General features: G+C 60.5%; 17 protein-coding genes, 1 pseudogene and 2 riboswitches. Of the genes and pseudogenes, 10 read left to right on the plus strand and 8 right to left on the minus strand.

Going from position 1 to position 21,019, the window contains the following annotated elements; translation table 11 throughout:
- Positions 1-111: 111 nt before the first annotated feature.
- Positions 112-1,515 carry an FAD-dependent oxidoreductase gene (locus HMPREF2879_RS00480; RefSeq protein WP_049340232.1) on the minus strand — a complete coding sequence of 468 codons (1,404 nt, stop codon included), beginning with the start codon at positions 1,513-1,515 and terminating at the stop codon, positions 112-114.
- Positions 1,516-1,811: 296 nt separating this feature from the next.
- The gene (locus HMPREF2879_RS00485) at positions 1,812-2,177 is read right to left on the minus strand and encodes a DUF2218 domain-containing protein (RefSeq protein ID WP_049340230.1); all 366 of its coding nucleotides are present in this window, start codon (positions 2,175-2,177) and stop codon (positions 1,812-1,814) included.
- A gap of 342 nt (positions 2,178-2,519) precedes the next feature.
- Here HMPREF2879_RS00485 and HMPREF2879_RS00490 point away from each other — a divergent pair, with 342 nt between their 5' ends.
- The gene (locus HMPREF2879_RS00490) at positions 2,520-3,986 is read left to right on the plus strand and encodes an NCS2 family permease (protein ID WP_049353437.1); all 1,467 of its coding nucleotides are present in this window, start codon (positions 2,520-2,522) and stop codon (positions 3,984-3,986) included.
- 321 nt (positions 3,987-4,307) lie between these two features.
- The gene (locus tag HMPREF2879_RS00495) at positions 4,308-5,756 is read left to right on the plus strand and encodes an NCS2 family permease (protein WP_070505816.1); all 1,449 of its coding nucleotides are present in this window, start codon (positions 4,308-4,310) and stop codon (positions 5,754-5,756) included.
- 137 nt (positions 5,757-5,893) lie between these two features.
- Here HMPREF2879_RS00495 and HMPREF2879_RS00500 read toward each other — a convergent pair whose 3' ends face one another.
- On the minus strand, positions 5,894-6,322 hold the full coding sequence (locus tag HMPREF2879_RS00500; protein ID WP_070505814.1) for a YchJ family protein: 429 nt from the start codon (positions 6,320-6,322) through the stop codon (positions 5,894-5,896).
- A 180-nt stretch (positions 6,323-6,502) separates the two neighbouring features.
- Positions 6,503-7,930 (minus strand): LLM class flavin-dependent oxidoreductase, encoded by a 1,428-nt coding sequence (locus tag HMPREF2879_RS00505; RefSeq protein WP_070634565.1) that lies wholly within the window; start codon positions 7,928-7,930, stop codon positions 6,503-6,505.
- 114 nt (positions 7,931-8,044) lie between these two features.
- Positions 8,045-8,153: riboswitch (SAM riboswitch) on the minus strand.
- Between the two features lie 175 nt (positions 8,154-8,328).
- Positions 8,329-8,425: riboswitch (SAM riboswitch) on the plus strand.
- Positions 8,426-8,429: 4 nt separating this feature from the next.
- Here HMPREF2879_RS00505 and HMPREF2879_RS00510 point away from each other — a divergent pair.
- From HMPREF2879_RS00510 to HMPREF2879_RS00525, 4 genes are all read left to right on the plus strand, one after another.
- A complete protein-coding gene (locus tag HMPREF2879_RS00510) occupies positions 8,430-9,266 on the plus strand; it encodes an ABC transporter ATP-binding protein (protein WP_070505809.1) in 837 nt (278 codons plus the stop codon).
- A 64-nt stretch (positions 9,267-9,330) separates the two neighbouring features.
- Positions 9,331-10,395: an aliphatic sulfonate ABC transporter substrate-binding protein gene (locus HMPREF2879_RS00515; RefSeq protein WP_044150835.1), complete on the plus strand. Its 1,065-nt coding sequence runs from the start codon at positions 9,331-9,333 to the stop codon at positions 10,393-10,395.
- Positions 10,395-11,237 (plus strand): ABC transporter permease, encoded by an 843-nt coding sequence (locus HMPREF2879_RS00520; protein ID WP_070634566.1) that lies wholly within the window; start codon positions 10,395-10,397, stop codon positions 11,235-11,237. Before HMPREF2879_RS00515 ends, HMPREF2879_RS00520 begins: the two co-directional genes overlap by 1 nt.
- A gap of 444 nt (positions 11,238-11,681) precedes the next feature.
- Entirely contained in the window at positions 11,682-13,805 is a 2,124-nt protein-coding gene (locus HMPREF2879_RS00525; RefSeq protein WP_070634567.1) for an AMP-binding protein, read from the plus strand.
- A gap of 159 nt (positions 13,806-13,964) precedes the next feature.
- Here HMPREF2879_RS00525 and HMPREF2879_RS00530 read toward each other — a convergent pair whose 3' ends face one another.
- A complete protein-coding gene (locus HMPREF2879_RS00530; RefSeq protein ID WP_070505803.1) occupies positions 13,965-15,050 on the minus strand; it encodes a C4-dicarboxylate ABC transporter substrate-binding protein in 1,086 nt (361 codons plus the stop codon).
- Positions 15,051-15,283: 233 nt separating this feature from the next.
- On the opposite strand from HMPREF2879_RS00530, the gene HMPREF2879_RS00535 reads away from it, so the two are divergent.
- Positions 15,284-16,135 (plus strand): transcriptional initiation protein Tat, encoded by an 852-nt coding sequence (locus HMPREF2879_RS00535; RefSeq protein WP_070634568.1) that lies wholly within the window; start codon positions 15,284-15,286, stop codon positions 16,133-16,135.
- Positions 16,136-16,305: 170 nt separating this feature from the next.
- Complete coding sequence (locus HMPREF2879_RS00540; RefSeq protein WP_049350464.1) at positions 16,306-16,914, plus strand: DUF1269 domain-containing protein; 609 nt, start codon at positions 16,306-16,308, stop codon at positions 16,912-16,914.
- A gap of 175 nt (positions 16,915-17,089) precedes the next feature.
- Here the strand turns inward: HMPREF2879_RS00540 and HMPREF2879_RS00545 are convergent.
- Together HMPREF2879_RS00545 and HMPREF2879_RS00550 are read right to left on the minus strand one after the other, a co-directional pair.
- Positions 17,090-17,227 (minus strand): annotated as a pseudogene (locus tag HMPREF2879_RS00545) (C4-dicarboxylate ABC transporter substrate-binding protein); the annotation flags it as partial.
- Positions 17,228-17,382: 155 nt separating this feature from the next.
- Positions 17,383-18,966, minus strand: a complete 1,584-nt coding sequence (locus HMPREF2879_RS00550; protein WP_070634569.1) for a DHA2 family efflux MFS transporter permease subunit — start codon at positions 18,964-18,966, stop codon at positions 17,383-17,385.
- A gap of 261 nt (positions 18,967-19,227) precedes the next feature.
- On the opposite strand from HMPREF2879_RS00550, the gene HMPREF2879_RS00555 reads away from it, so the two are divergent.
- On the plus strand, positions 19,228-19,545 hold the full coding sequence (locus HMPREF2879_RS00555) for an acylphosphatase (RefSeq protein WP_049334014.1): 318 nt from the start codon (positions 19,228-19,230) through the stop codon (positions 19,543-19,545).
- A gap of 36 nt (positions 19,546-19,581) precedes the next feature.
- Here HMPREF2879_RS00555 and HMPREF2879_RS00560 read toward each other — a convergent pair whose 3' ends face one another.
- Positions 19,582-20,214, minus strand: coding sequence for a GNAT family N-acetyltransferase (locus tag HMPREF2879_RS00560; RefSeq protein ID WP_070634570.1), 633 nt, complete (start codon positions 20,212-20,214; stop codon positions 19,582-19,584).
- Between the two features lie 223 nt (positions 20,215-20,437).
- On the opposite strand from HMPREF2879_RS00560, the gene HMPREF2879_RS00565 reads away from it, so the two are divergent.
- Complete coding sequence (locus HMPREF2879_RS00565) at positions 20,438-21,019, plus strand: peroxiredoxin (RefSeq protein WP_070605115.1); 582 nt, start codon at positions 20,438-20,440, stop codon at positions 21,017-21,019.

Consider the following 21,019-nt stretch of genomic DNA (forward strand, 5'->3'; position numbering starts at 1 on the left):
CCCCCGCTACTCCCCTACTTCTTATTACCTCCTTATATATAGACAAAAATCGACCCCGCACCGGTTCACGGTACGGGTCGATTTCTATACTCTACGTACTCAACGTAAGGATTACTCGCCGCGGGAGACGTTAATCATCTCGTCGCGGTCCACAACCTTCACACGGGCGCGAGGCTCACCGGCTGCATCCTTGGATGCGGCGCCCAGTGCCTTCTCGTGGTCGTCCAGACGGTGCCAGCCTTCCCAGGTGGTGTACTTGATGCCCTTGGAGTCCAGGTAGGCGCTGAATGCCTCTGCCTCCGGCTCGGGTGCGGTGTAGAGGTTCTCGCGGTCCTCGAGCAGGTGGGTGATGGTCTCGAGTGCATCAGACTTGGTGGAGCCGATCAGGCCGACGGGGCCGCGCTTAATCCAACCGGATGCGTACAGGCCGGGAACGACCTCGCCGTTCTCGTCCACGACGCGACCCTCAACGTTGGTGATGACGCCGCGCTTGTCGTCGTAACCGATTTCGGGCAGTTCGGAACCAAAGTAGCCGATCGCGCGGTAGACAGCCTGTACGGGGTAGTCCACGTACTCGCCGGTGCCGATGATACCGCCGTTGCCGTCGAGCTTGTTGCGTTCAATGCGCAGGCCCACGACCTTGCCGTCTTCGCCGAGGATCTCGTGCGGGGACTGCAGGAAGTGCAGGTGCAGGCGGCGGGATGCGGTCTGCTCATTGGTCTTCTGGTCTTCCAGCCAGCCGCGCAGGGTCTTCATCATGACCTTGGTCTGCGCGTTCTTCTCCATTGCTTCTTCGGAAGCAGCGTCGAACTGGAAGTCCTCTTCATACAGGACGATGTCCACGTCGCGGGAGTGTGCGAGTTCGCGCAGCTCGAGCGGGGTGAACTTCATCTGTGCGGGGCCGCGGCGACCGAAGACGTGCACGTCGGTCACGGGAGAAGCCTTCAGGCCCTGGTAGACGTTGTCGGGGATTTCGGTGACGAGCAGGTCGTCAGCATGCTTGGAGAGGATGCGGGAGACGTCCAGGGCGACGTTGCCGTTACCGAGCACTGCAACCTGCTCAGCTTCGAGCGGCCAGGTGCGGGGGTAGTCGGGGTGGCCGTCGTACCAGGAGACGAAGTCTGCTGCGCCGTAGGAGCCGTCCAGGTCGATGCCCTTAATGTTCAGGGGTGCATCAAAAATCGCGCCGGTTGCGAAGATGATGGCGTCGTAGTGTTCGCGCAGGTCGGCGAGGGTCAGGTCCTTGCCGTATTCGACGTTGCCGAAGAAACGGATGTCGCCGCGGTCCAAGACCTTGTGCAGCGCGGTGATGATGCCCTTGATACGGGGGTGATCCGGTGCCACACCGTAGCGGATCAGGCCGAAGGGGGCGGGGTAGCGGTCGAAGATGTCGATGGCGACCTCGACGGCGCCGGTGCGGACCTCTTCAGACTTGGTGAGGATGTCGGCGGTGTAAATACCGGCGGGACCTGCACCAATAACGGCGACGCGCAGGGGGCGTGCTGCTTCAGACACGAAAATCTTCCTTTCGAAGTTCACCGTCCGGCGCCCGGTGCGGCGCGAACAGGCGGTGAGCTTAGTGTTCACTTCCTGCCTATTTTACCGGGGATTGACGGGTGTTCGGGGGCTTATATGTCGTCGCCCACTAAATAGGACAATTTTCTGTCACCTAATCCGGGCGGGGTCACCTAATCCGGGGAGGTGCGGCACGGTCGGTTCCGGAACCCTGCGCACGCGGCGGGCGTAAAAACTGCCCCGCCCTCCGAGGTGCAGGAGGGCGGGGCAGGGTAACGAAGACTAGAAAGCAGGGACTAGGAGGCGGGTACCGCCTCAAAGGTCACGACCAGTTCGTCACGCTCACCGAAGCGGACCAGGTGGCGGTCCAGCACATCCGCCAGACCAGCAGCCAACTCGTCACTTTCGGCGCGCACCTCCATGATGAGGGCACCGTCGATTTCGCGCAGGTCACCGTAGCCGCGGAAAATACCGTCGCGGTTGAAGGTGAGGCGCAGACCGTCGGGCAGTTCTGCGGTGCCGAGCTTGCGGCCCATGTGCGAGCCGAGCTGCTTGATGTATCGGGCGGGGCGGTCGGTTGCTACGACGGCGCGCTGGCGTACCGGCAGGGATTCCGCGGCGGGGTAGTTCTCAGCGGTGTTTTCCTGGGGAGTTTCAGTCACGGTGGATTCCTTCTCATCTATGCCGGAAAAGGCTCACCACACGGAACCTGGCATCCGGCGACGCATGTTTCACCTCGAATATAGCAGAAACTTAGGGTCTACTAACCTAACAAACTATCATTGTTCGCGCAGAGGCGAGAGATAGTTACCGCTATTACGCCCCCAAAAAATCTCTGAACGAAAGCTGGGAATTTCCTGGATTAACGCTTAGAGAAACTTTAACCGTAGAATATTTCGGTACAACAGTGTCACCTCCCCAACACACCGGGAAGTGGCACTTTTTTATGCGGGATCGGAACCCCGAACCCCGCCCCGACTATGAGTATCTACGGATTTTCACGAATGTCTTCTGAGAACACCGCGGCTCCCCAGAGCCCCAAGGCAGAAGCCAAGGGCGCACTGGACCGTTACTTCAAGATCACTGAGCGAGGCTCCACCATCGCCGCAGAATTCCGCGGCGGCCTCGCCACCTTCTTCGCGATGAGCTACATCGTCGTGCTGAACCCCCTCATCATCGGCCTCGGCAAGGACGCATCCGGCAACGCCCTCGGCGTACCGCAGGTCGCAGCAATGACCGCACTGGTCGCAGGCGTCATGACCATCCTCATGGGCGTCGTCGCCAAGCAGCCCTTCGCCATGGCGGCAGGCCTCGGCGTGAACGCGCTGCTGGCAACCACCATCGCCTCCACCCCCAACCTGACCTGGCCCGCCATCATGGGCCTCGTCGTCTGGGCTGGTGTGCTGATGACCATCCTCGTGCTGACCGGCTTCCGCACCGCAGTGTTCAACGCGGTTCCCGAATCGCTCAAGGTTGCAATCGTCGTCGGTATCGGCTTCTTCATCGCCTTCATCGGCCTCGTCAACGCAGGTATCATCCGCCGCATGCCCGACGCAGCAGGCACCACCGTGCCCGTCTCCTTCGGCGTGAGCGGCCACCTGCTCGGCTGGCCCACCCTGGTCTTCCTGTTCGGCCTGTTCCTCACCATTGCGCTGTTCATCCGTAATGTGAAGGGTGCAATCCTCTACGGTGTGCTCGCCTCCACCGCCCTCTCCATCATCCTGGAGAAGGTCGTGCCCTCCGGCAGCTCGCTTCAGTCCCCCACCGGCTGGTCTCTGAACGTCCCCGTCTGGGACTCCAACACCAGCAAGCTGCCCGACTTCTCCCTGTTCGGCTCCGCTGACCTGTTTGGCGCCTTCGGCACCCTCGGCGGCATGGCTGCAGTTCTGCTGATCTTCACCATCCTCATCTCCGCGTTCTTCGACGCAATGGGCACCTCCGTCGGTCTCGCAACCGAAGCAGGCACCATCAAGGACGGCCAGATCGAGAACGTCGACAAGGTCCTGCTCGTGGACGCTCTCGGCTCCGTAGCCGGCGGTGGCACCTCCTCCTCCGCAAGCCAGATCTTCGTGGAGTCCGCAACCGGTATCGGCGCGGGCGCACGCACCGGCTTCGCGAACGTCGTCACCGGCGCACTGTTCCTCGTCGCGATCTTCCTGTCCCCGCTGGTCACCATCGTGCCCTTCGAAGCTGTTGCACCCGCAATGGTGTTCGTTGGCTTCCTGATGATCCGCCAGGCAGTGAACATCGACTGGAACGACTGGGGTCTGGGTATCCCCGCGTTCATGACCATCATCTTCATGCCGCTGGCATACTCCATCGCGGACGGTATCGGCGCAGGCTTCCTGTCCTACGTCTTCATCCGCCTGGTGCAGGGTCGCGGCAAGGAAGTTCACTGGCTCATGTACGTGGTTTCCGCAGTGTTCCTCATCTTCTTCGCTAACGGCCTGATTACCGGCTGGATGCACTAAATACATCAGGTGTCTCACCCTCCACACGTGGAGACGCGGGCACCATCAGGGCGGGGTATCGGCACCTTCGGGTTGCCGGTACCCCGCCCTGCGCTATTCTTCCCTCTACCCCAACTACCCAATTCTGGGTTGCAGGGGTCGGGGAAACACCACATCACCGACTGAACCGCCGCACACAACGCGTTTCAACGGCACAAGCTAAGCGGCGGCGCCTACAATAGTTGAACCATTGTGGCGCCCAACCCGGGACTTACCCGCGAGCTTTACCCTCGAAACCGGCGGCGCAACAGTACACACCGAACAACATCAACGGATCCTCACATGTCTGAACCCCAGAAGGCGGCAGCGCCCACCAGCGCACTCGACCGCTACTTCAAGATTTCCGAACGCGGCTCCTCCATCGCCGCAGAATTCCGCGGCGGCCTCGCCGCATTCTTCGCCATGAGCTACATCGTGGTGCTGAACCCCCTCGTCATCGGTACCGGTGCTGACGCCTCCGAACGCACTCTCGGTATCGCACCCGTCGCGGCTGTGACCGCGCTGGTTGCTGGCGTGATGACCATCCTCATGGGCGTTATCGCCAAGCAGCCCTTCGCCATGGCGGCTGGCCTGGGCGTGAACGCGCTGCTCGCCTCCACCATTGCCACCACCCCGAACCTGACCTGGGCAGACATCATGGGCCTGGTCGTTCTTGCCGGTCTAATCATGACCGTTCTGGTGCTCACCGGCTTCCGTACCGCGGTGTTTGAGGCGGTCCCTGAGTCGCTCAAGACCGCGATTGTGGTCGGTATCGGCTTCTTCATTTCCTTTATCGGTCTGGTCGACTCCGGCATTATCCGCCGCATGCCTGACGCAGCCGGCACCACCGTTCCGGTGAGCCTCGGCGCGGGCGGTCACCTGCTCGGCTGGCCCACCCTCGTCTTCCTCTTCGGCTTGTTCTTCACCATCGCCCTGTTCATCCGTAACGTGAAGGGTGCGATCCTGTGGGGCGTGCTCGCCTCCACCGCGCTGTCCCTGATTCTGGAGGCGGTTGTCCCCTCCGGTTCTGTGAAGGAGGCGGCGACCGGCTGGTCCCTGAACGTGCCTTCCCTGGCGGACATGAAGTTCACCACCCCGAACTTCTCCCTCATCGGTTCCGCTGACCTGTTCGGCGCATTCACCCACATCGGCCCGCTGGCTGCGTCGCTGCTGGTGTTCACCATTCTGCTGTCTGTGTTCTTCGACGCGATGGGCGTTTCGGTCGGTCTTGCCGCCGAGGCTGGCACCATGAAGGACGGCAAGGTTGAGGACATCGACAAGGTCCTGCTCGTGGATGCGTTCGGTTCCGTTGTTGGTGGTGGCGCGTCCGGTTCGGCGAACCAGATTTTCGTGGAGTCCGCTACCGGTATTGGTGCGGGCGCACGCACCGGTTTCGCGAACATTGTGACCGGTGTGCTGTTCCTGCTGGCGATTTTCATCTCGCCCCTGGTCACCATCGTTCCCTTCGAGGCGGTTGCCCCCGCACTGGTTGTGGTCGGCTTCCTGATGATCCGCCAGGCTGTGAATATTGACTGGACTGACTGGGGTCTGGGCATCCCGGCGTTCCTGACCATTATTTTCATGCCGCTGTCGTACTCGATTGCGAACGGTATTGGCGCCGGTTTCGTGTCCTACACCTTCATTCGCCTGGTGCAGGGCCGCGGCAAGGACGTGCACTGGCTGATGTACCTGGTGTCCGCGGTGTTCGTGATTTACTTCGGTATGGGCATCATTAACGGCTGGACTAGCTAAGTCCAACAGTCCCGATAGTTAGCCTCGTTGAGAGGCGTCAACAAAGAATGGCAGAATCGTTCCGGTTTCGGAATGATTCTGCCATTTCTTCTATGCCCACACTCTGCACGTATGAGAGGCAGGGAAAGTTACGAGATTTAGCGGACGTCTCCATCCACATAGAGCCAGGTGCCGCCCACCTTCTCAAAGCGCGACAGCTCATGCATGCTGCCCTTCACCCGCTCCTCCGCAGGGACACCCGGCACCGAACGGTAATACGCAACGAACTCCACCGTACCGGACGCATCAAACGGGCCACCCGAAGCACCCAGAATATCCAGGCGATACCAGCGGATATCATCCTCCAACTCCAAGGTAGCCGGGCGAGTACTCGGATGCCAGCTCGCCAGCAGGTACGCCGCATCCCCGGTCGCAAACGCGGTAAAACGCGAGCGCATCAGCTGCTCCGGCGCGGGAGCAGTCAGCGTGCCGGAGGCGGCAAACTCGCCCAGGAACCTGCCGCAGCAGGTGCCGTACACCTCGCCGCTCGAGCAGGGGCAGCGGTCATCATGGTTAAGTTCAATCATGCCAACCAGTATAAAGAAAGCGCCGCGTCAAGAAGGTGCCCTGTATCAAGAAAGCGACGGCGGCACAGCGCAAAGAAACGCCCGCCCTGCCGGGGATACAAATCCTCCAGCAGAACGGGCGTTCTTGTTTTCAATCGTTAAGTTTGAGCGAACCTACACGGCACGCTTCAGCGGCAACGCTTATTCAGCGATCGCGCGAGCCGGGGTGTCAGCAGCCGAAGGCTTACCCACGTATGCGCCGCGGTACTTAGCAGCCGGGTGGGAGTCAGCAACCTTGGTGTGGCCCTTACCGAAGATGTTCTCACGCAGGGTGTTGCCCTCGTACTCGGTGCGGTAGCGGCCGCGCTTCTGCAGCTCGGGAACAACGTACTCGATGAAGTCCTCGAAGGAGCCCGGGGAGACGTGGTACGCCAGGTTGATGCCGTCCAGGCCACCCTCGTCAATCCAGCGCTCAAGCTCGTCAGCAACCTGAACCGGGTCACCAACAATGACCTCGCCCATGCCGCCGAGGGTGGTGTGCTCAGCGATGGCCTTGCGGGTCCACTTCTTGTCCTTCGCCTGCAGGGTGAAGGGGGTCAGGAAGGACTGAATCGACTCGGTCTGCACGTAGTTCAGGACCTCATCCTCGTCGAACTGGGACAGGTCAACACCGGACCATCCGCCGACAATAGCCTGTGCAGAGTCGAGGTTCACGTACTTCTTGTACTCCTCGTACTTTGCCTTTGCCTTCTCCTCGGTCTCATCCACGATGACGGAGAGCATTGCGAGGATCTTGACGTCGTCGCGGCTACGGCCCTGCTCCTCGGCAGCGGCGCGAATACGGTCGGTCACAACGCGGGTCAGGTCCGGGCGCAGGGCGCTGATGAACACAGCCTCAGCGTGCTTACCGGAGAACTTCTGACCGCGGCTGGATGCGCCAGCCTGGAAGATCACGGGGGTGCGCTGCGGGCTCGGCTCGGTCAGGGAGATGCCGGGCACGGAGAAGTACTTGCCCTTGTGGCCAATCGGGTGGACCTTGGAGGGGTCAGCGTAGATGCCGCGCTCGCGGTCCTTGATGACTGCGCCGTCTTCCCAGGAGCCTTCCCACAGCTTGTAGCAGACGTCCAGGAACTCGTCGGCGATTTCGTAGCGCTCGTCGTGCGGGATCTGGGTGGGCAGGCCCTGGTTCTCAGCAGCCGAAGGCAGGTAAGAGGTCACAACGTTGAAGCCGACGCGGCCCTCAGTGAGGTGGTCGAGGGAGGCGTAGCGGCGAGCCAGGGTGTAGGGCTGCTCGAAAGTAGCGGCAGCAGTCACGCCGAAGCCGAGGTGCTCGGTCACTGCAGCCATTGCAGAAATCTGGGTTGCGGGGTCATTCACGGGAACCTGAGCGGCACCCTCAATGGCGGGAGCGGCAGAGTTCTTGTACACGTCGTAGATGCCGACCACGTCAGCGATGAACACGGCGTCAAACAGGCCGCGCTCAAGGGTCTTAGCCAGGTCAGTCCAGTACTTGATGGTGTTGTACTCGGTTGCGCGGGAGCGCGGGTGACGCCAGAGGTCGAAGCTCTGGTGACCAATGCAGGTCATTTCGAATGCGTTAACTACGATGCGCTTCTTCTGCTCAGCCATCGATTTTCCTTTCGCGAATGATCGGGGACGATCGGGTTAGTGCCCTGCACCCCGCGCGCCGCCTCCTTCTTGCCTTCTGCGTTCGGTGGTGGCCTTCGTGCAGGTGGCGCGTTCGCGCCGTACTTGCCTCGTAACGTTGAGGCCAGATCATCATCTGGGGCACCCCGCTACGGGAGAGGGTTGCCGCCCGGCTAGCCAGAGCTTAGCGCCGGGACTCATGATCTCGTGGTTTGAGTGTACGGGGCGCACGGGAGGGAGGTCACGTTTGTGACGAAAAAATCTTTTTGTGACGTGGAACCGAAATATTTCGTGATAAATGCGAAATATACGGTCATAGAAATTCATACGCGCCCGCCGGGTTGATTGAGGCACGCCACAGCCCATAGGGTGGGAGAAGCAAACCATCCAGAGCGACTGAGAGACCTGGCTCCACGACGTCGCAGCAACCGGCACGGATTCTTCCGCCCCCGGTGCTAACGCCAGGAACGATGGAAGTGACATGACACTCAACAGTGCAGTAACTGACGTACCCACCAGTGAAAAGAACGGCCGCCGTGCCGTATCCACCGCCGCCGTCCCCTTGAGCTTTGAAGGCGTCGGACAATCTTTCCCCGTGCCCGGCGGAACCCACGAAGTTCTTCGCGGAGTCTCCTTCACCGCAGCCCCCGGCGAGATTATCTCCGTCATCGGCTCCTCCGGATGCGGCAAATCCACCCTCCTGCGTGCAGCGGCAGGCCTGAACCGCATCACCGCAGGTACCGTGCGTATCGGCGAGAAGGCAGTGACCGGCCTCGACCCCCGCGTAGCTATCGGCTTTCAGGAACCGCGCCTGCTCCCCTGGCGCACCGTCGCCGACAACGTGGCGCTCGGACTGCCGCAGGGCACCAAAAAATCTGAAGGCGCAGCATCCGTAGCGAGCCTGCTCGACCTGGTCGGCCTGGGCGAATACGCAACCCACCGTCCCAAGGAAATTTCAGGCGGTATGGCTCAGCGCGTGTCCCTGGCACGAGCGCTCGCACGCAACCCCGGCGTGCTGCTGCTCGACGAGCCCTTCGGTGCTCTGGATGCGCTGACCCGCATCAACATGCAGGATTTGCTGTTGGACGTGCACCGTCAAGACCCGACCACGATTCTGCTGGTCACCCACGATGTGGAAGAGGCGCTGTACCTCTCTGACCGGGTGATTGTCCTCGGTAAGGACACCCCGGAGGCGCCCGCCACCATCCAGCGCATTGTGACCGTTGACCGTTCTCACCCGCGTGACCGCGCCGATGCTGAGATCACGGCGCTGCGTAGCGAACTGTTGGCTGAGCTCGGCGTGGAAGATAACGCCTAAAGCCGCCACGCAACACATTTCTTACACATCACATCATCATCTTCAGAAGCGAAAAGATTTCATCATGACTTACTCCCCGTCTCGTCGTACCGCCCTCAAGTCCCTTGCCGCAGCCGCCGCTTTTGCTACTCTGCTCAGCGCCTGCGCCGGTGAAGGTTCCGGTTCCGCTAACGCCTCCGGTGCTGCCGGTGGTGGCAATCAGAACACCGTGACCATTGACTACGCGACCTACAACCCGCTGTCCCTGATTATCCGCAAGAAGGGTTGGCTTGAGACCGCCCTCGCCGCCGAGGGTAAGAAGGTTGAGTGGGTCAAGTCGGCCGGTTCGAACAAGGCGAATGAGGCGCTGCGTAGCGGCAATATTGATGTTGGCTCGACCGCCGGTTCGGCGGCGCTGCTGGCACGCGCTAATGGCTCCCCCATCAAGGTCATTAGCCTCTACTCGCAGCCGGAATGGTCGGCACTGGTGACCCGCAAGGATTCGGGCATCACCAAGGTTGCGGACCTGAAGGGTAAGACTGTTGCCGTGACCAAGGGTACCGACCCGTACTTCCTGCTGCTGCAGGCACTCAAGCAGGAGGGTATTTCCGCTTCGGATCTGACCATTCAGAACCTGCAGCACGCCGACGGCCGCACCGCCCTGGATAACGGTCAGGTCAACGCGTGGAGCGGCCTGGACCCGATTATGGCTGCCGCCGAGGTGGAAAGCGGCGACGTGCTCTTCTACCGCAACCTGAACTTCAACACCTACGGCTTCCTGAACGCGACCGAGAAGTTCATTCAGTCCAACCCGACCGCCGCACAGACCATCGTGGACGTGTACGAGTACGCTCGCGCCTGGGCTAAGAAGAACCCCGAAGAGGCAGTGAAGATTGTCGAGGAGGAGTCCGGCATTAAGCACGAGACTGCTCAGGTCGTCATGGAGCGCACCCACCTGGATATCGACCCGGTTCCGGGCGCTAAGCAGGTTGAGGTTCTCAAGGGTGTCGGCCCGATTCTGGTCGAGTCCGGCGACGTTCCCTCCCAGTCCGACGTGGACAAGGCACTAAACAGCATTGTGGACGACCAGTTCGCAAAGAAGGCTGACAGCGCAGCCGTTGAGAAGATCGCAAAGGTGGTTGAGAAGTAATGACCGCCGCAACGATCACCGCCGCCTCCAGCGCTCGCGCTGAGCGTGCCGAGAAGCGTGTCTCTTCCGTGAAGCTGCCGTCGAACCCGTTCGCCGGTAAGCAGTACCTGGGCCTGATTCTTCCCCTGGCGCTGATTGCCCTCTGGTACATTCTGAGCACGAACGGCGTGTTCACCCAGGTTCAGCTGCCCTCCCCCGACCGTGTGGTCAGCGCCGGTGTTGAGCTGGCGCAGCGCGGCGAGTTGGGCCGCCACGTGGCGATTTCTACTCAGCGTGTGCTGATTGGTTTCGGTATTGGTGCCGTGCTCGGCCTGGTGCTGGGTGCGCTGATTGGCCTGTCTGCGCCGGTGCGTCTGATTGCCGCACCGACCATTGGTGCGCTGCGTGCCGTGCCGTCCCTGGCGTGGGTTCCGCTGCTTCTGCTGTGGATCGGTATCGGCGAGAATTCCAAGGTGACCCTGGTTGCTATTGGTGCGTTCTTCCCGGTATACACCACGGTTTCTGCGGCTCTGGCGCACGTTGACCCCAAGCTTGTGGAGGCGGCACGCGCCTTCGGCCTGAAGGGTCTGCGCCTGTTCACCACGGTTCAGCTTCCCGCGGTTCTGCCGTCGGTTGTTTCGGGTCTGCGTCTGGCGCTGGCTCAGGCGTGGCTGTTCCTGGTCGCCGCTGAGCTGCTGGGTGCATCCATGGGTCTGGGTTACCTGCTGACCGACTCGCAGAACAACGGCCGCACCGACCGCCTGCTGCTGGCTATTGTGGCGCTGGCGGTGCTCGGTAAGATTACCGACGCCCTGGTGGGTGTTTTCGAGCGCCGGGTGAAGGCGAAGTACCCCAGCAACTAACGCCACCAGCAATTAGCACCACAGCTAAACGCAACGCTCAGCACGCGCTGAGTTTTAGGAGAGATGTCCGCCGCGTGGCTGCTCCCCGAAGGTGAGCTAATCATCGCTACGCGCCGGAGAAAGAAGTCGGCGGGGAAACCTGTCGCCTACTGAATGATGATGATGTGCCCCGCCCCGCGCCCCACAGCAGTGAGCGCGGGGCGGGGTCTTTAAATATGTCGTTATATTACGAACCGATACACAGCACACCGAATATGACGGTCCCCTTTGCGTCCACCCCCTCCGGCGCGCTTTACTAAGAAGGCAAACCATCCAGAGCGACCGAGAGACCTGGCTCCGTGACGTCGCAGCAACCCCCTCGCCAACGCACACACAGACCCCACGGTCACACAGACAGCGGCACGGCAAGCAAGGGTGCTAATGCCAGCAACCGATGGGAGAATAATGGGACTGCCCACCCCCTACTCGTTCACCGACCCGCTAAACCCCACCCCGAACCCCGCCCTCGAATCTGACGAGGCGCGCGTTGCGTTCTGGGAGAAGCAGGCGCAGCGACTCACCTGGGCTGAGCCCTGGCACACCGCGCACCGTTTCGAGAAACCGAAGTCCCTCGGCTTCGACGAGGACGGCATCGAACAGTTCAGCATCCCCAAAATTAAGTGGTTCGAGGGCGGTAAGCTCAACGTCGCCTACAACTGCGTGGACCGCCACGTGGAGGCAGGCCGCGGCGACAAGGTAGCCCTCTACTTCGAGGGTGAGCCCGGCGACCGTGAGGCCATCACCTACTCCGAACTGCAGCGTCGTATTGCGAAGGCAGCAAACGGCCTGCTGTCTCTGGGCGTGCGCAAGGGTGACCGTGTGGTCATCTATCTGCCTGTCATCCCCGAAACCATTATTTTCACCCTCGCCTGCGCGCGTATTGGCGCGATCCACTCCCTCGTTTTCGGTGGTTTCTCCGCCGAGGCGCTGAAGTTCCGTGTGGAAGACACCGGCGCGAAGGTTCTCATCACCACCGACGGCCAGAACCGCCGCGGCAAGGTCGTTCCCGTGAAGGTCAACGCCGACGAGGCATGCTCCGGTGAGAACAATATCGAGCACGTTATCGTGGTGGACCGCACCAGCGCCTCCGACCCGGTAGCGCACGCCGCTGTGCCGTGGACTGAGGGCCGCGACGTCTGGTACCACGATCTGGTGGACGACCAGCCGGATACTCACGCCTACGAACTGCACGACGCAGAAGATCCGCTGTTCATTATTTACACCTCCGGCACGACCGGTAAGCCCAAGGGCCTGGTGCACACGATGGGCGGCTACCTGGTGCAGACCGCGTACACTCACGCGCTGCTCTACGATCTGCTGCCGGATTACGTGGACGAGAACGGCGTGTTGCGCCCCGACGAGCTGTCCGCGGTCAACGACCCGCAGAAGGTTGAGTCCACCGTTCACTGGTGCACCGCCGACCTGGCGTGGGTGACCGCACACACCTACGAAATTTACGGCCCGCTGGTTAACGGCGTGTCCGAAGTGATCTACGAGGGTACCCCGAACACTCCGCATTACGGCCGCCACTTTGAGGTTATTGAACGCTACGGTGTGACCAACTACTACACCGCCCCGACCCTGATTCGTTCGCTCATGGGTGCGTTCCCGAATGGCCCGGAGCCCGGCAAGTACGACTTCTCGACCGTGCGTCTGCTCGGTTCGGTGGGTGAATCCATTAACCCGGAGGCGTGGCGTTGGCTGCGTCAGCACGTGGGCGGCGGCACCGCGGCGTTCATCGACACCTGGTGGCAGTCCGAGACCGGTTCGACCGTATGCTCCCCGCGCCCGCACGACCCGGCATTCGCGCCCGAGGGCACCTACCCGGAGGGCACCCCGCACTGCACTCCCCTGCCCGGTTGCGCTACCCGCGCCGTTCCCGGCGTGTCCACCCGCGTGGTGGATGAGCACGGCGACCCGGTCGAACCCGGCAAGCAGGGCTTCATCGTGGTCGATAAGATTGGCCCCTCGATGGCTCGTACCGTGTGGCAGAACCCGCAGCGTTTCCTGGATTCCTATTGGCGTCACTACGGCGAGCGCGGCTGGTTCCTCGCTGGCGACGGCGCGAAGGAAGACGAAGAGGGTAACGTGTACATCCTCGGCCGTATTGATGACGTGATTAACATTTCGGGTCACCGCCTGTCCACGATTGAGATTGAGTCGGCTCTGGTGACTCACCCGGCTGTGGTTGAGGCTGGTGTCTGCCCCGTGGAGGATGAGCTGACCGGTCACCAGGCGGTCGCCTACGTGACGCTCACCGATGAGGGTAAGGACCTGACTGAGGATGAGCTGAAGGCGGCGCTGACCGCGCACGTGCGTGAGCACATTGGCCCGATTGCTAAGCCGAAGGACGTTGTGGCGGTTGCCGATATCCCGAAGACCCGTTCGGGTAAGATTACTCGCCGTCTGCTCGGTGAGCTGTACCAGGGCCGTTCGCTGGGCGATGTTTCTTCGCTGCAGAATGAGGAGGCGCTGGGCCACATTGCGCAGGTGCTGGTGGATACCGGCCGCGTGAGCGAGGCTGTCTAGGCTCTGCTGCTGAGCTGAGCACTGTGCCGAGCTGCACGCTGCGCTAAGCTAAAAGCTGTATAGAGTAAAGGTGCGGATACCGAATGATGATTCGGTATCCGCACCTTTTGCTATGCCATTTTACTGAGCTGACAGGGCTCTTTGTTGGCGTTGCGCCGCTTAAATCAGGCCCAGCGAACGAGCGTGTTCAGCAGTAATACCGCTCGGTTCAATGTGCTCGGGGCCCTTGTCCTTCTCGGGGTGCTCGGTCGCCTGGAAGCGGATCATCTTCACATCGCTTGCCGCGCCCAGGTTCGTGATCATGCCGTCACCGTTGAGGTCCACGGACACCGGCTCGGTGTCAATCTTGCCGTTGCCGTTGAAGTCAATCGGCTGGTTGGCGGGCTTACCCTTGTACAGGAAGCCAGCCGCGCGGGGGCCGAAGCCGCGCGCCTCGTACAGCTTCGCCTCGTTGAGCATGCGGTACTCGGCGGTGGAGTAGCCGAAGTAGCGGCTACCGTCAGCCATGGGCACACCGGTGAGGGTGTACTGGTAGTTCATGACGCTGTAGTAGTTGGGCTTGTAGTTGATTTCGTCCCAGCCGCCGTGGCTCAGCGCGAGGTTGTGGCCGAGCTCGTGCACGAACACTGCCACGCGGATGTTGCTGCTTGCCTCGCCCCAGAAGGTCGGGCCGACGGTGACCATAAAGTTACGACCGCCAAAGTTAGCGATACCGGAGGAGTAGCTGTTGTCGTAGTAGTCGCCCCAGATCATGTAGTGGAAGGTGCCTTCGCGGGCGGGGTTGAACTTACCTTCGGTTGCCTTGATTCGGTGGAGCGCCTTGAATTCGCTGTCGAGTGCCTGGTAGCTGATTTCGTTGCCGCCGCCCAGGTTGTACTTGGCGCTGCGGGCGCTACCGGCGTCCAGGTGGATGTTCACGCCGGTAGTGCCGTCGGGGTTGCGCAGGGGCAGGTCGGCATAAATCTTGGTGATGCGGTCCAGTTCGTCTTCGCTGGGCAGCAGACCTGCCATGTAGTCCATCTCAACGAAGATGTCCTTGTGGTTGGGGTCTGCGCCCATTGCGGGGAAGTCGACGTCGATTTTGCCGTCGCCGTCAGCGTCGTAGCCCTTCATTTCCCAGGTGTTGGGGATGCCGTCGCCGTCAATATCGGGGCTGTAGGCGTTTGCTGCGGGGGCTGCGATAGTGCCCAGGCAGAGCACTGCGAGGGAGGCAAGCGTGACGCGTGCGCTCTTCATAAATGCCATGTTGTGTTCCTTCAGTGTGTGGTGACCGGTGGTGTTTCTGTGGAGTTTTCCGGGAGGGCGTTCTCCACGGTTTCCATGATGCTCCCGTTTCACGTATTAGGTGAGCTGGGTGCCGCAATGTTCATACATTGAAGTAAAAGTTGAGATAATTTTGAAGATGAGCTGAATTACATTAGAGTATCAGTAATTCAAATCACATGCATCACCACATTTTTCACAACAAGAGAGATCCCATGACTTCTTCCTCGAACACCACTAACGGTCTGAACCGCCGCGCACTCATCAAGGGTGCCGCATGGAGCACCCCCGTCATCGCAACCGCCGCAGCGGTACCCGCCTACGCGGCATCCACCGACGCGCAGGAAACCCCGACCCTGAAGTTCGGTGTCTTCACCCAGGCGTTCAACTCGAACCCCTCCAACGACTTTGATACCCGCTACGGTCTGGACTCCTACACCGTGCAGGTTCCCAACATCACCGCAACCTCCACCACCCCGCAGAGCCGCGGCGGCGGCACCTTCACCCCCGGAGGTAGCGTCGGTGCCGGCCTGTACGGTGGCGCGGGTCTGTGGATTTCCGCACCCATCAACTCCAAGGGCGAGTTCCAGGGCAGCTCCTGGCTGTACCCTCAGGCGCATCTGCAGGTGACCTTCGAGTTCACTTTCCCCACCGCCGAGGATGTCACCGACCCGCTGCTGTGGGACGTCGATAACGACGTTGAAATCCCGGCACTCGCCAAGAGCGAGGGCGGCGCAAAGACCAACAACCCCGCCGTGGCGGCGTTCAACGGCATCGCATACACTGCGAAGTTCTACGAGCCGGTCATCGAGGACAACGTCTGGACCGGCGTGCTGGATATCCGCACCTCCGACTACCTGGAAGCCACCGCGAAGGACGGCGTGAGCTACGCGCAGGTGCTGGCTTCGCTGGTTCCGGTGTACTTTACCAAGGTGACCTCCAGCTACACCCTGACCACCACCGCTCAGATCACCAGCGGTAGCGTCGCAATGCAGCTGACCGAGGGTGGCGAGTACACCTTCCAGGACCTGGCTGGTTTGCGCGCTTCGGCAACCATCAGCCGCTAACGCCACAGCAAGCAGAGAGGGGCCCGGCATCCATACTGGATGCCGGGCCCCTCTGCTTTAGGACTCAGCCTACCGGCTGCCGCCGAGGTAAATTGTCGCAAAAAGTAGTTCCCAAAAAAAGAGAACTGTATTACAATGTATATATAGTCTTTAGGAACGAGGTACCAACTATGGAAAACCTAGTAATTTCAGTCTTTAACACCGAAAGCGAAGCTTATCAGTCCTTTGCGGATTTGAAGGCTTTCCGCCAAACTCAGACGACCAAGGTTGCTCAAATCGCCCTGGTCAAAAATGAAAACGGTCATATCGTTGAAAAAGAACGCTATGATTTTGAAGATTCAACGACGGATGCAACCCTAAAAGGTGGCTTGCTCGGTGCAGTTATCGGGCTTTTGGGTGGTCCTATCGGCGTCTTGTTTGGTTATGGTATGGGTAGCCTCTATGGTTTGGCTGCTGGTGCTACCGTTGATACGGCAGAAGCTGGCCTGATTGACGTTGTTTCTCAGAAATTGACTAACGGTGAAACAGCCGTTGTTGCCTTGGTGCAAGAAGACAACGAAGCAGTCATCGATGCTTACTTCACCAAGTACGACACCCAAATCATGCGTTGGGATGTAGCAACCGTCGTAGCCGAAATCGAAGCAGCTCTGCAAGTCCAAGAAGACCTCTACAACCAGGCGCGTGCACAGATGAAGGCTGAACGTAAAGCCGAACGCAAGGCTAAGCGTGAAGAATTCAAGGCGAATGTCAAAGCAAAGTTTGACAAATTGGAAGCGTAAGCACCCAAGCATCTCATAAAAAATAGGCTATCTACTTCTGGTAGATAGCCTATTTTTTTAAAAACTAGATTTTAGAAAGAGGAAGTGAGGATTTTGGCTCAAGATCTTGAACAAATCAAGGAAGACAATGGCAAAAATACCAAACTCAAGGTGGGGATTTTAGCCATCTCTCTTTCTCCAGGTGGATGTTGATGCCGGTGGTGCCGTTGGGGTTGCGGAGGGGAAGCTGGGCGAAGGATTCGGTGATGCGGTCGAGCTCTTCTTCGCTGGCGAGCAGGCCTGCCATGTAATCCATCTCCACGAAGATGTCCTTCTACAGCGGGTTATTGCGCTCTCACGAGGTTTCAACACCTCAGGGCAACAATAACCCGCTTCATCATACACAGAGTGCATATAGATTTTCTCCGGTATAGCACCGCATCTCAGGTTATGCACCGCTTATGCCGTAAAAGCGCTCTGATAAGCCTTCTATTTAGTGTTTTCTGACTCAGGCTCTGCCTCAGCGTTCTGTGCGGCGGCTTTTGCCTCGGAGGTCTTCTTGGAGGCATAGAACAGGCACACGACCGCGCCCACCGCCGCGGCAACCAGGGGCAGCATCATGGAATCAGCCATTGCCGCCGCGTAGGGTTCACGCAGGACCTGCGGAAGCACGCCTCCAGCAGCGCTGCCGTGAGAGCTACCGCCCGCTGCGGCAGCCGGACCCAACGCGGACAGGTGCGAGGTAATCGCAGAAGCCATAATCGTCGTAATCGCAGCCGAACCCAGCACCGACGCCATCTGGCGGGTCTCGTTGTACACGCCCGAACCCGCACCGGCACGCTGCGGCGGCAGGTTACGGGTCGCAGACACCGACAGCGGACCCCAAATGCAGGCGTTCGCCGCACCCAGAATAATCATCGGACCAACCATCAGCCACAGGTTGCCGTCCGCAACCATCGTCGGGCGGAGCAGAGCAAAACCAATAACCAGCAACGTAAAGCCAATCACGGCAATCCACTTCGGGTCGTTACGGTTCAGACGCGCACCCACCACCGGCGCCAACGCGCCCGAGAACAACGCCATCGGGGCGGTCATCAGCGCAGCCTGGGTCGGGTCCAGGCCCTCCACCTGCTGCAGGTACAGGGTCAGCGGGAATGCCATGCTGATAGCGACCACACCCATTGCCGCGATGGCCACATTCGACACCGAGAAGTTACGGTCGCTGAACAGGCTCAACGGCACCAGCGGCTCCTTGCGGTTCACCGCCTGCCAACCAATAAACAGGCCCAGCACCAGAATGCCGGCAATAATCAGGCCCCACACGCTCACCGCAATACCGGTACCCAGGAACGAATCGGTCATGATGCCCCAGTCGTAGGTGGCACCTTCCTGAATACCGAAAACCAGCAGGAACAGACCGACCGCCGAAAGCACCACACCCAACCAGTCGAAGCTGTGCTTCTTCTGCTCGAACACCGGCACATTACGCCACGCCAAGAACAGGCCGACCAGGCCAACCGGAATGTTGATGAAGAAAATCCAGCCCCAGCCGAGAGTATCCACCAGCACGCCGCCCAGAATCGGGCCGACCAGCGAGGCGACACCCGCAGTCGCACCCCAAATGCTCATGGCAACACCGCGCGCATTCGGCGGGAACATCAGCGTAATCAGAGACATGGTCTGCGGGGTCATCAGCGACGCGCCCAAACCCTGCACCACGCGGGCAGTAATCAGCGACTCAACATTCGGCGCCAGACCACACCACAGGGAGGCGAGCGTAAAAATACCCATACCGATCATGTACAGGTTCTTCTGACCGAAGCGATCACCCATACGACCGGTAATGAGCAGCGGCACCGCATACGCAAGCAGGTAGGCGCTCGTCACCCACATGCCCGCCGACAGGGACGCCTCCAGATCCTGCAGCATGTGCGGTAGGGCGATGGTGACAATATTGCCGTCCACCAGGATCATGAAGAAGCCAACAACCAGGGACCAGAGAGCAGGCCAGGGCTTGTACGGTGCCTTCGCCGGGTTACCGACGAGGGGCGCTTTCTTAGGGCGTGAACTCAATGATCCTCCAGCGGATGAGTGTTGCGGGTACAGTCTGTGTGTTCAGCGTTGCCGCTGATAAATATCACCCCATCTTACTCCCCTTGTGGGCGCGGCTCCGGTTGCTCTACCCTTATTCAGCTCTTCACGGCACGTGCGCGCGGCAACCAGGCGGATGCACCCCCGCACCCTCTAGACTGAAGCTATAGAAGCTATCAGAGCGCCACCACCGGCGCTCACCCCCATCAAACCACCCTCAACGAGACGACCACGGGAGGACCCATGGGTTTCTTTGATTTCTTCACCGACCGCACCCCGGCAGAGCCCGCCGAAATCCGCCTCGTCGCTTTCGTCAGCGGCAAAGTGCAGGGCGTGGGCTTCCGCTGGTGGTGCGCCGGAACCGCCAAGCCCATGGGGCTGACCGGCTACGCCGAAAACCTCGACGACGGGCGCGTGAAAGTCGTTGCGGAAGGTACCGCCGTCTCCTGCGCTCGCCTGGTAGATATTCTGCGCGGCGGCGACACCGCGGGCCGCGTGGATGAGGTGCTCGTCGAGTGGGAGGAGCCGTCCGGCTCGTTCCGCGGCTTCGGCATCAGGTAGCGCGGACTAAAGTAGCGCGGTTTAGCTAGCCCAGAGCTAGTCAGACCAGAGCGCCGCGAACTGGGCGCGGGTCATATCGGCGCGGCGCACCCGATGCTGCACCGGGTGGCCGTTCTCGTCGGGGCGGCCGGAGCTCGGGTCAATATCGTCGTAGATGCCGGTGAAACCCGCCTTAACCGCCACCCGTTCCGAGGGCTCGTTACCCGCCAGGGCGGTCCAGCGCACACTCTCAAGACCCAAGCCAAGCGGGTCGAAAGCGTAGCCGAGGACGGCACGCAGCGCCTCGGTCATGTAGCCCTTGCCGCGCACTTTCGGGGCGGCATAATAGCCCAGTTCGGCGCGGGTTCCGGGGCTTTCGGGGGTGCCCTCGGGCAGGCGCAGTTCAATGGTCCCGGCAAACACGCCGGAGGCGTCAATCGCCCAGCGTTGAATCTGCCCGGCGGCAATCTGGCGGGCGGTGGTGAGCAGGTAGTCTTCGGCGTCGGCGCGCGTGTAGTTCAACGGGAGGCGGGTGTAGCGGAGGGTTTCTTCGTCGCGGCAGGATTCCACGATGTCGGGGATGTCCGCCTCGCACAGGTGGCGGAGGGTGAGGCGCTCGGTAATGAGTTCGGGCTGGTTGGGCTCTACATATTCGCTGTGTTCTGAGAAGTTACTGTGTTCGGGGGTCATGATTCGAGCTTAAACCCTCAGGTTTGTACGCCGGAAAAGCTTTTGTGAGCATCCCAGGATACTCGGTGATGCAAATCATAGTTAAACCTTCGGGTTTTAATCCAACATCACTTGATTATTATGAATTATTCATAATAAAATAGTTATCGAGCCCGCCCACTGGGCAGTAAGAATAAGCGCCGCGCAACGAATCCGCGCGGCACAAAGCAGAAAGAAGAACACTATGGCAGTTCTGACCATCGGCGACCAGTTCCCCGCATACGAGCTCACCGGCGTTGTCCCCGGTAAGCTGGCTGACATCGAAGCAACCAAGCCCGAAGACTACTTCACCACCGTCTCCTCCGAGGGTCTGGACGAAGACACCTGGCGCGTCGTCTTCTTCTGGCCGAAGGACTTCACCTTCGTTTGCCCCACCGAGATTGCAGCATTCGGCAAGCTCGCTGACGAGTTCGAGGCACGCGACACCCAGGTGATTGGTGTTTCCGTTGACAACGAGTACACCCACTACGCATGGCGCCGCTCCCACGAAGAGCTCCTGGACCTGCCCATCGTCATGGCATCCGACCTCAAGCGTGAGCTGGTCAGCGCACTGGGCATCCTGAACAAAGACGGCGTTGCAGACCGCGCAACCTTCATCATCGACCCCCACAACACCATCCAGTCGGTCTCCATTACCGCTGACTCCGTCGGCCGTAACACCGACGAGGTACTCCGCCAGCTGGACGCGCTGCAGTCCGACGAGCTGTGCGCATGCAACTGGAAGAAGGGTGCAGCAACCATCGACGCATTCAAGGAGATGAAGTAA

The sequence above is a fragment of the Rothia sp. HMSC069C04 genome, assembly GCF_001812895.1.
Lineage (GTDB): Bacteria > Actinomycetota > Actinomycetes > Actinomycetales > Micrococcaceae > Rothia.

Coding starts and splice junctions, on each gene's coding strand:
- HMPREF2879_RS00490 (WP_049353437.1), top strand. CDS start 2,520: ATGTCTTCTGAGAACACCGCGGCTCCCCAGAGCCCCAAGGCAGAAGCC.
- HMPREF2879_RS00495 (WP_070505816.1), top strand. CDS start 4,308: ATGTCTGAACCCCAGAAGGCGGCAGCGCCCACCAGCGCACTCGACCGC.
- HMPREF2879_RS00500 (WP_070505814.1), bottom strand. CDS start 6,322: ATGATTGAACTTAACCATGATGACCGCTGCCCCTGCTCGAGCGGCGAG.
- HMPREF2879_RS00505 (WP_070634565.1), bottom strand. CDS start 7,930: ATGGCTGAGCAGAAGAAGCGCATCGTAGTTAACGCATTCGAAATGACC.
- HMPREF2879_RS00510 (WP_070505809.1), top strand. CDS start 8,430: ATGACACTCAACAGTGCAGTAACTGACGTACCCACCAGTGAAAAGAAC.
- HMPREF2879_RS00515 (WP_044150835.1), top strand. CDS start 9,331: ATGACTTACTCCCCGTCTCGTCGTACCGCCCTCAAGTCCCTTGCCGCA.
- HMPREF2879_RS00520 (WP_070634566.1), top strand. CDS start 10,395: ATGACCGCCGCAACGATCACCGCCGCCTCCAGCGCTCGCGCTGAGCGT.
- HMPREF2879_RS00525 (WP_070634567.1), top strand. CDS start 11,682: ATGGGACTGCCCACCCCCTACTCGTTCACCGACCCGCTAAACCCCACC.
- HMPREF2879_RS00530 (WP_070505803.1), bottom strand. CDS start 15,050: ATGGCATTTATGAAGAGCGCACGCGTCACGCTTGCCTCCCTCGCAGTG.
- HMPREF2879_RS00535 (WP_070634568.1), top strand. CDS start 15,284: ATGACTTCTTCCTCGAACACCACTAACGGTCTGAACCGCCGCGCACTC.
- HMPREF2879_RS00540 (WP_049350464.1), top strand. CDS start 16,306: ATGGAAAACCTAGTAATTTCAGTCTTTAACACCGAAAGCGAAGCTTAT.
- HMPREF2879_RS00555 (WP_049334014.1), top strand. CDS start 19,228: ATGGGTTTCTTTGATTTCTTCACCGACCGCACCCCGGCAGAGCCCGCC.
- HMPREF2879_RS00560 (WP_070634570.1), bottom strand. CDS start 20,214: ATGACCCCCGAACACAGTAACTTCTCAGAACACAGCGAATATGTAGAG.
- HMPREF2879_RS00565 (WP_070605115.1), top strand. CDS start 20,438: ATGGCAGTTCTGACCATCGGCGACCAGTTCCCCGCATACGAGCTCACC.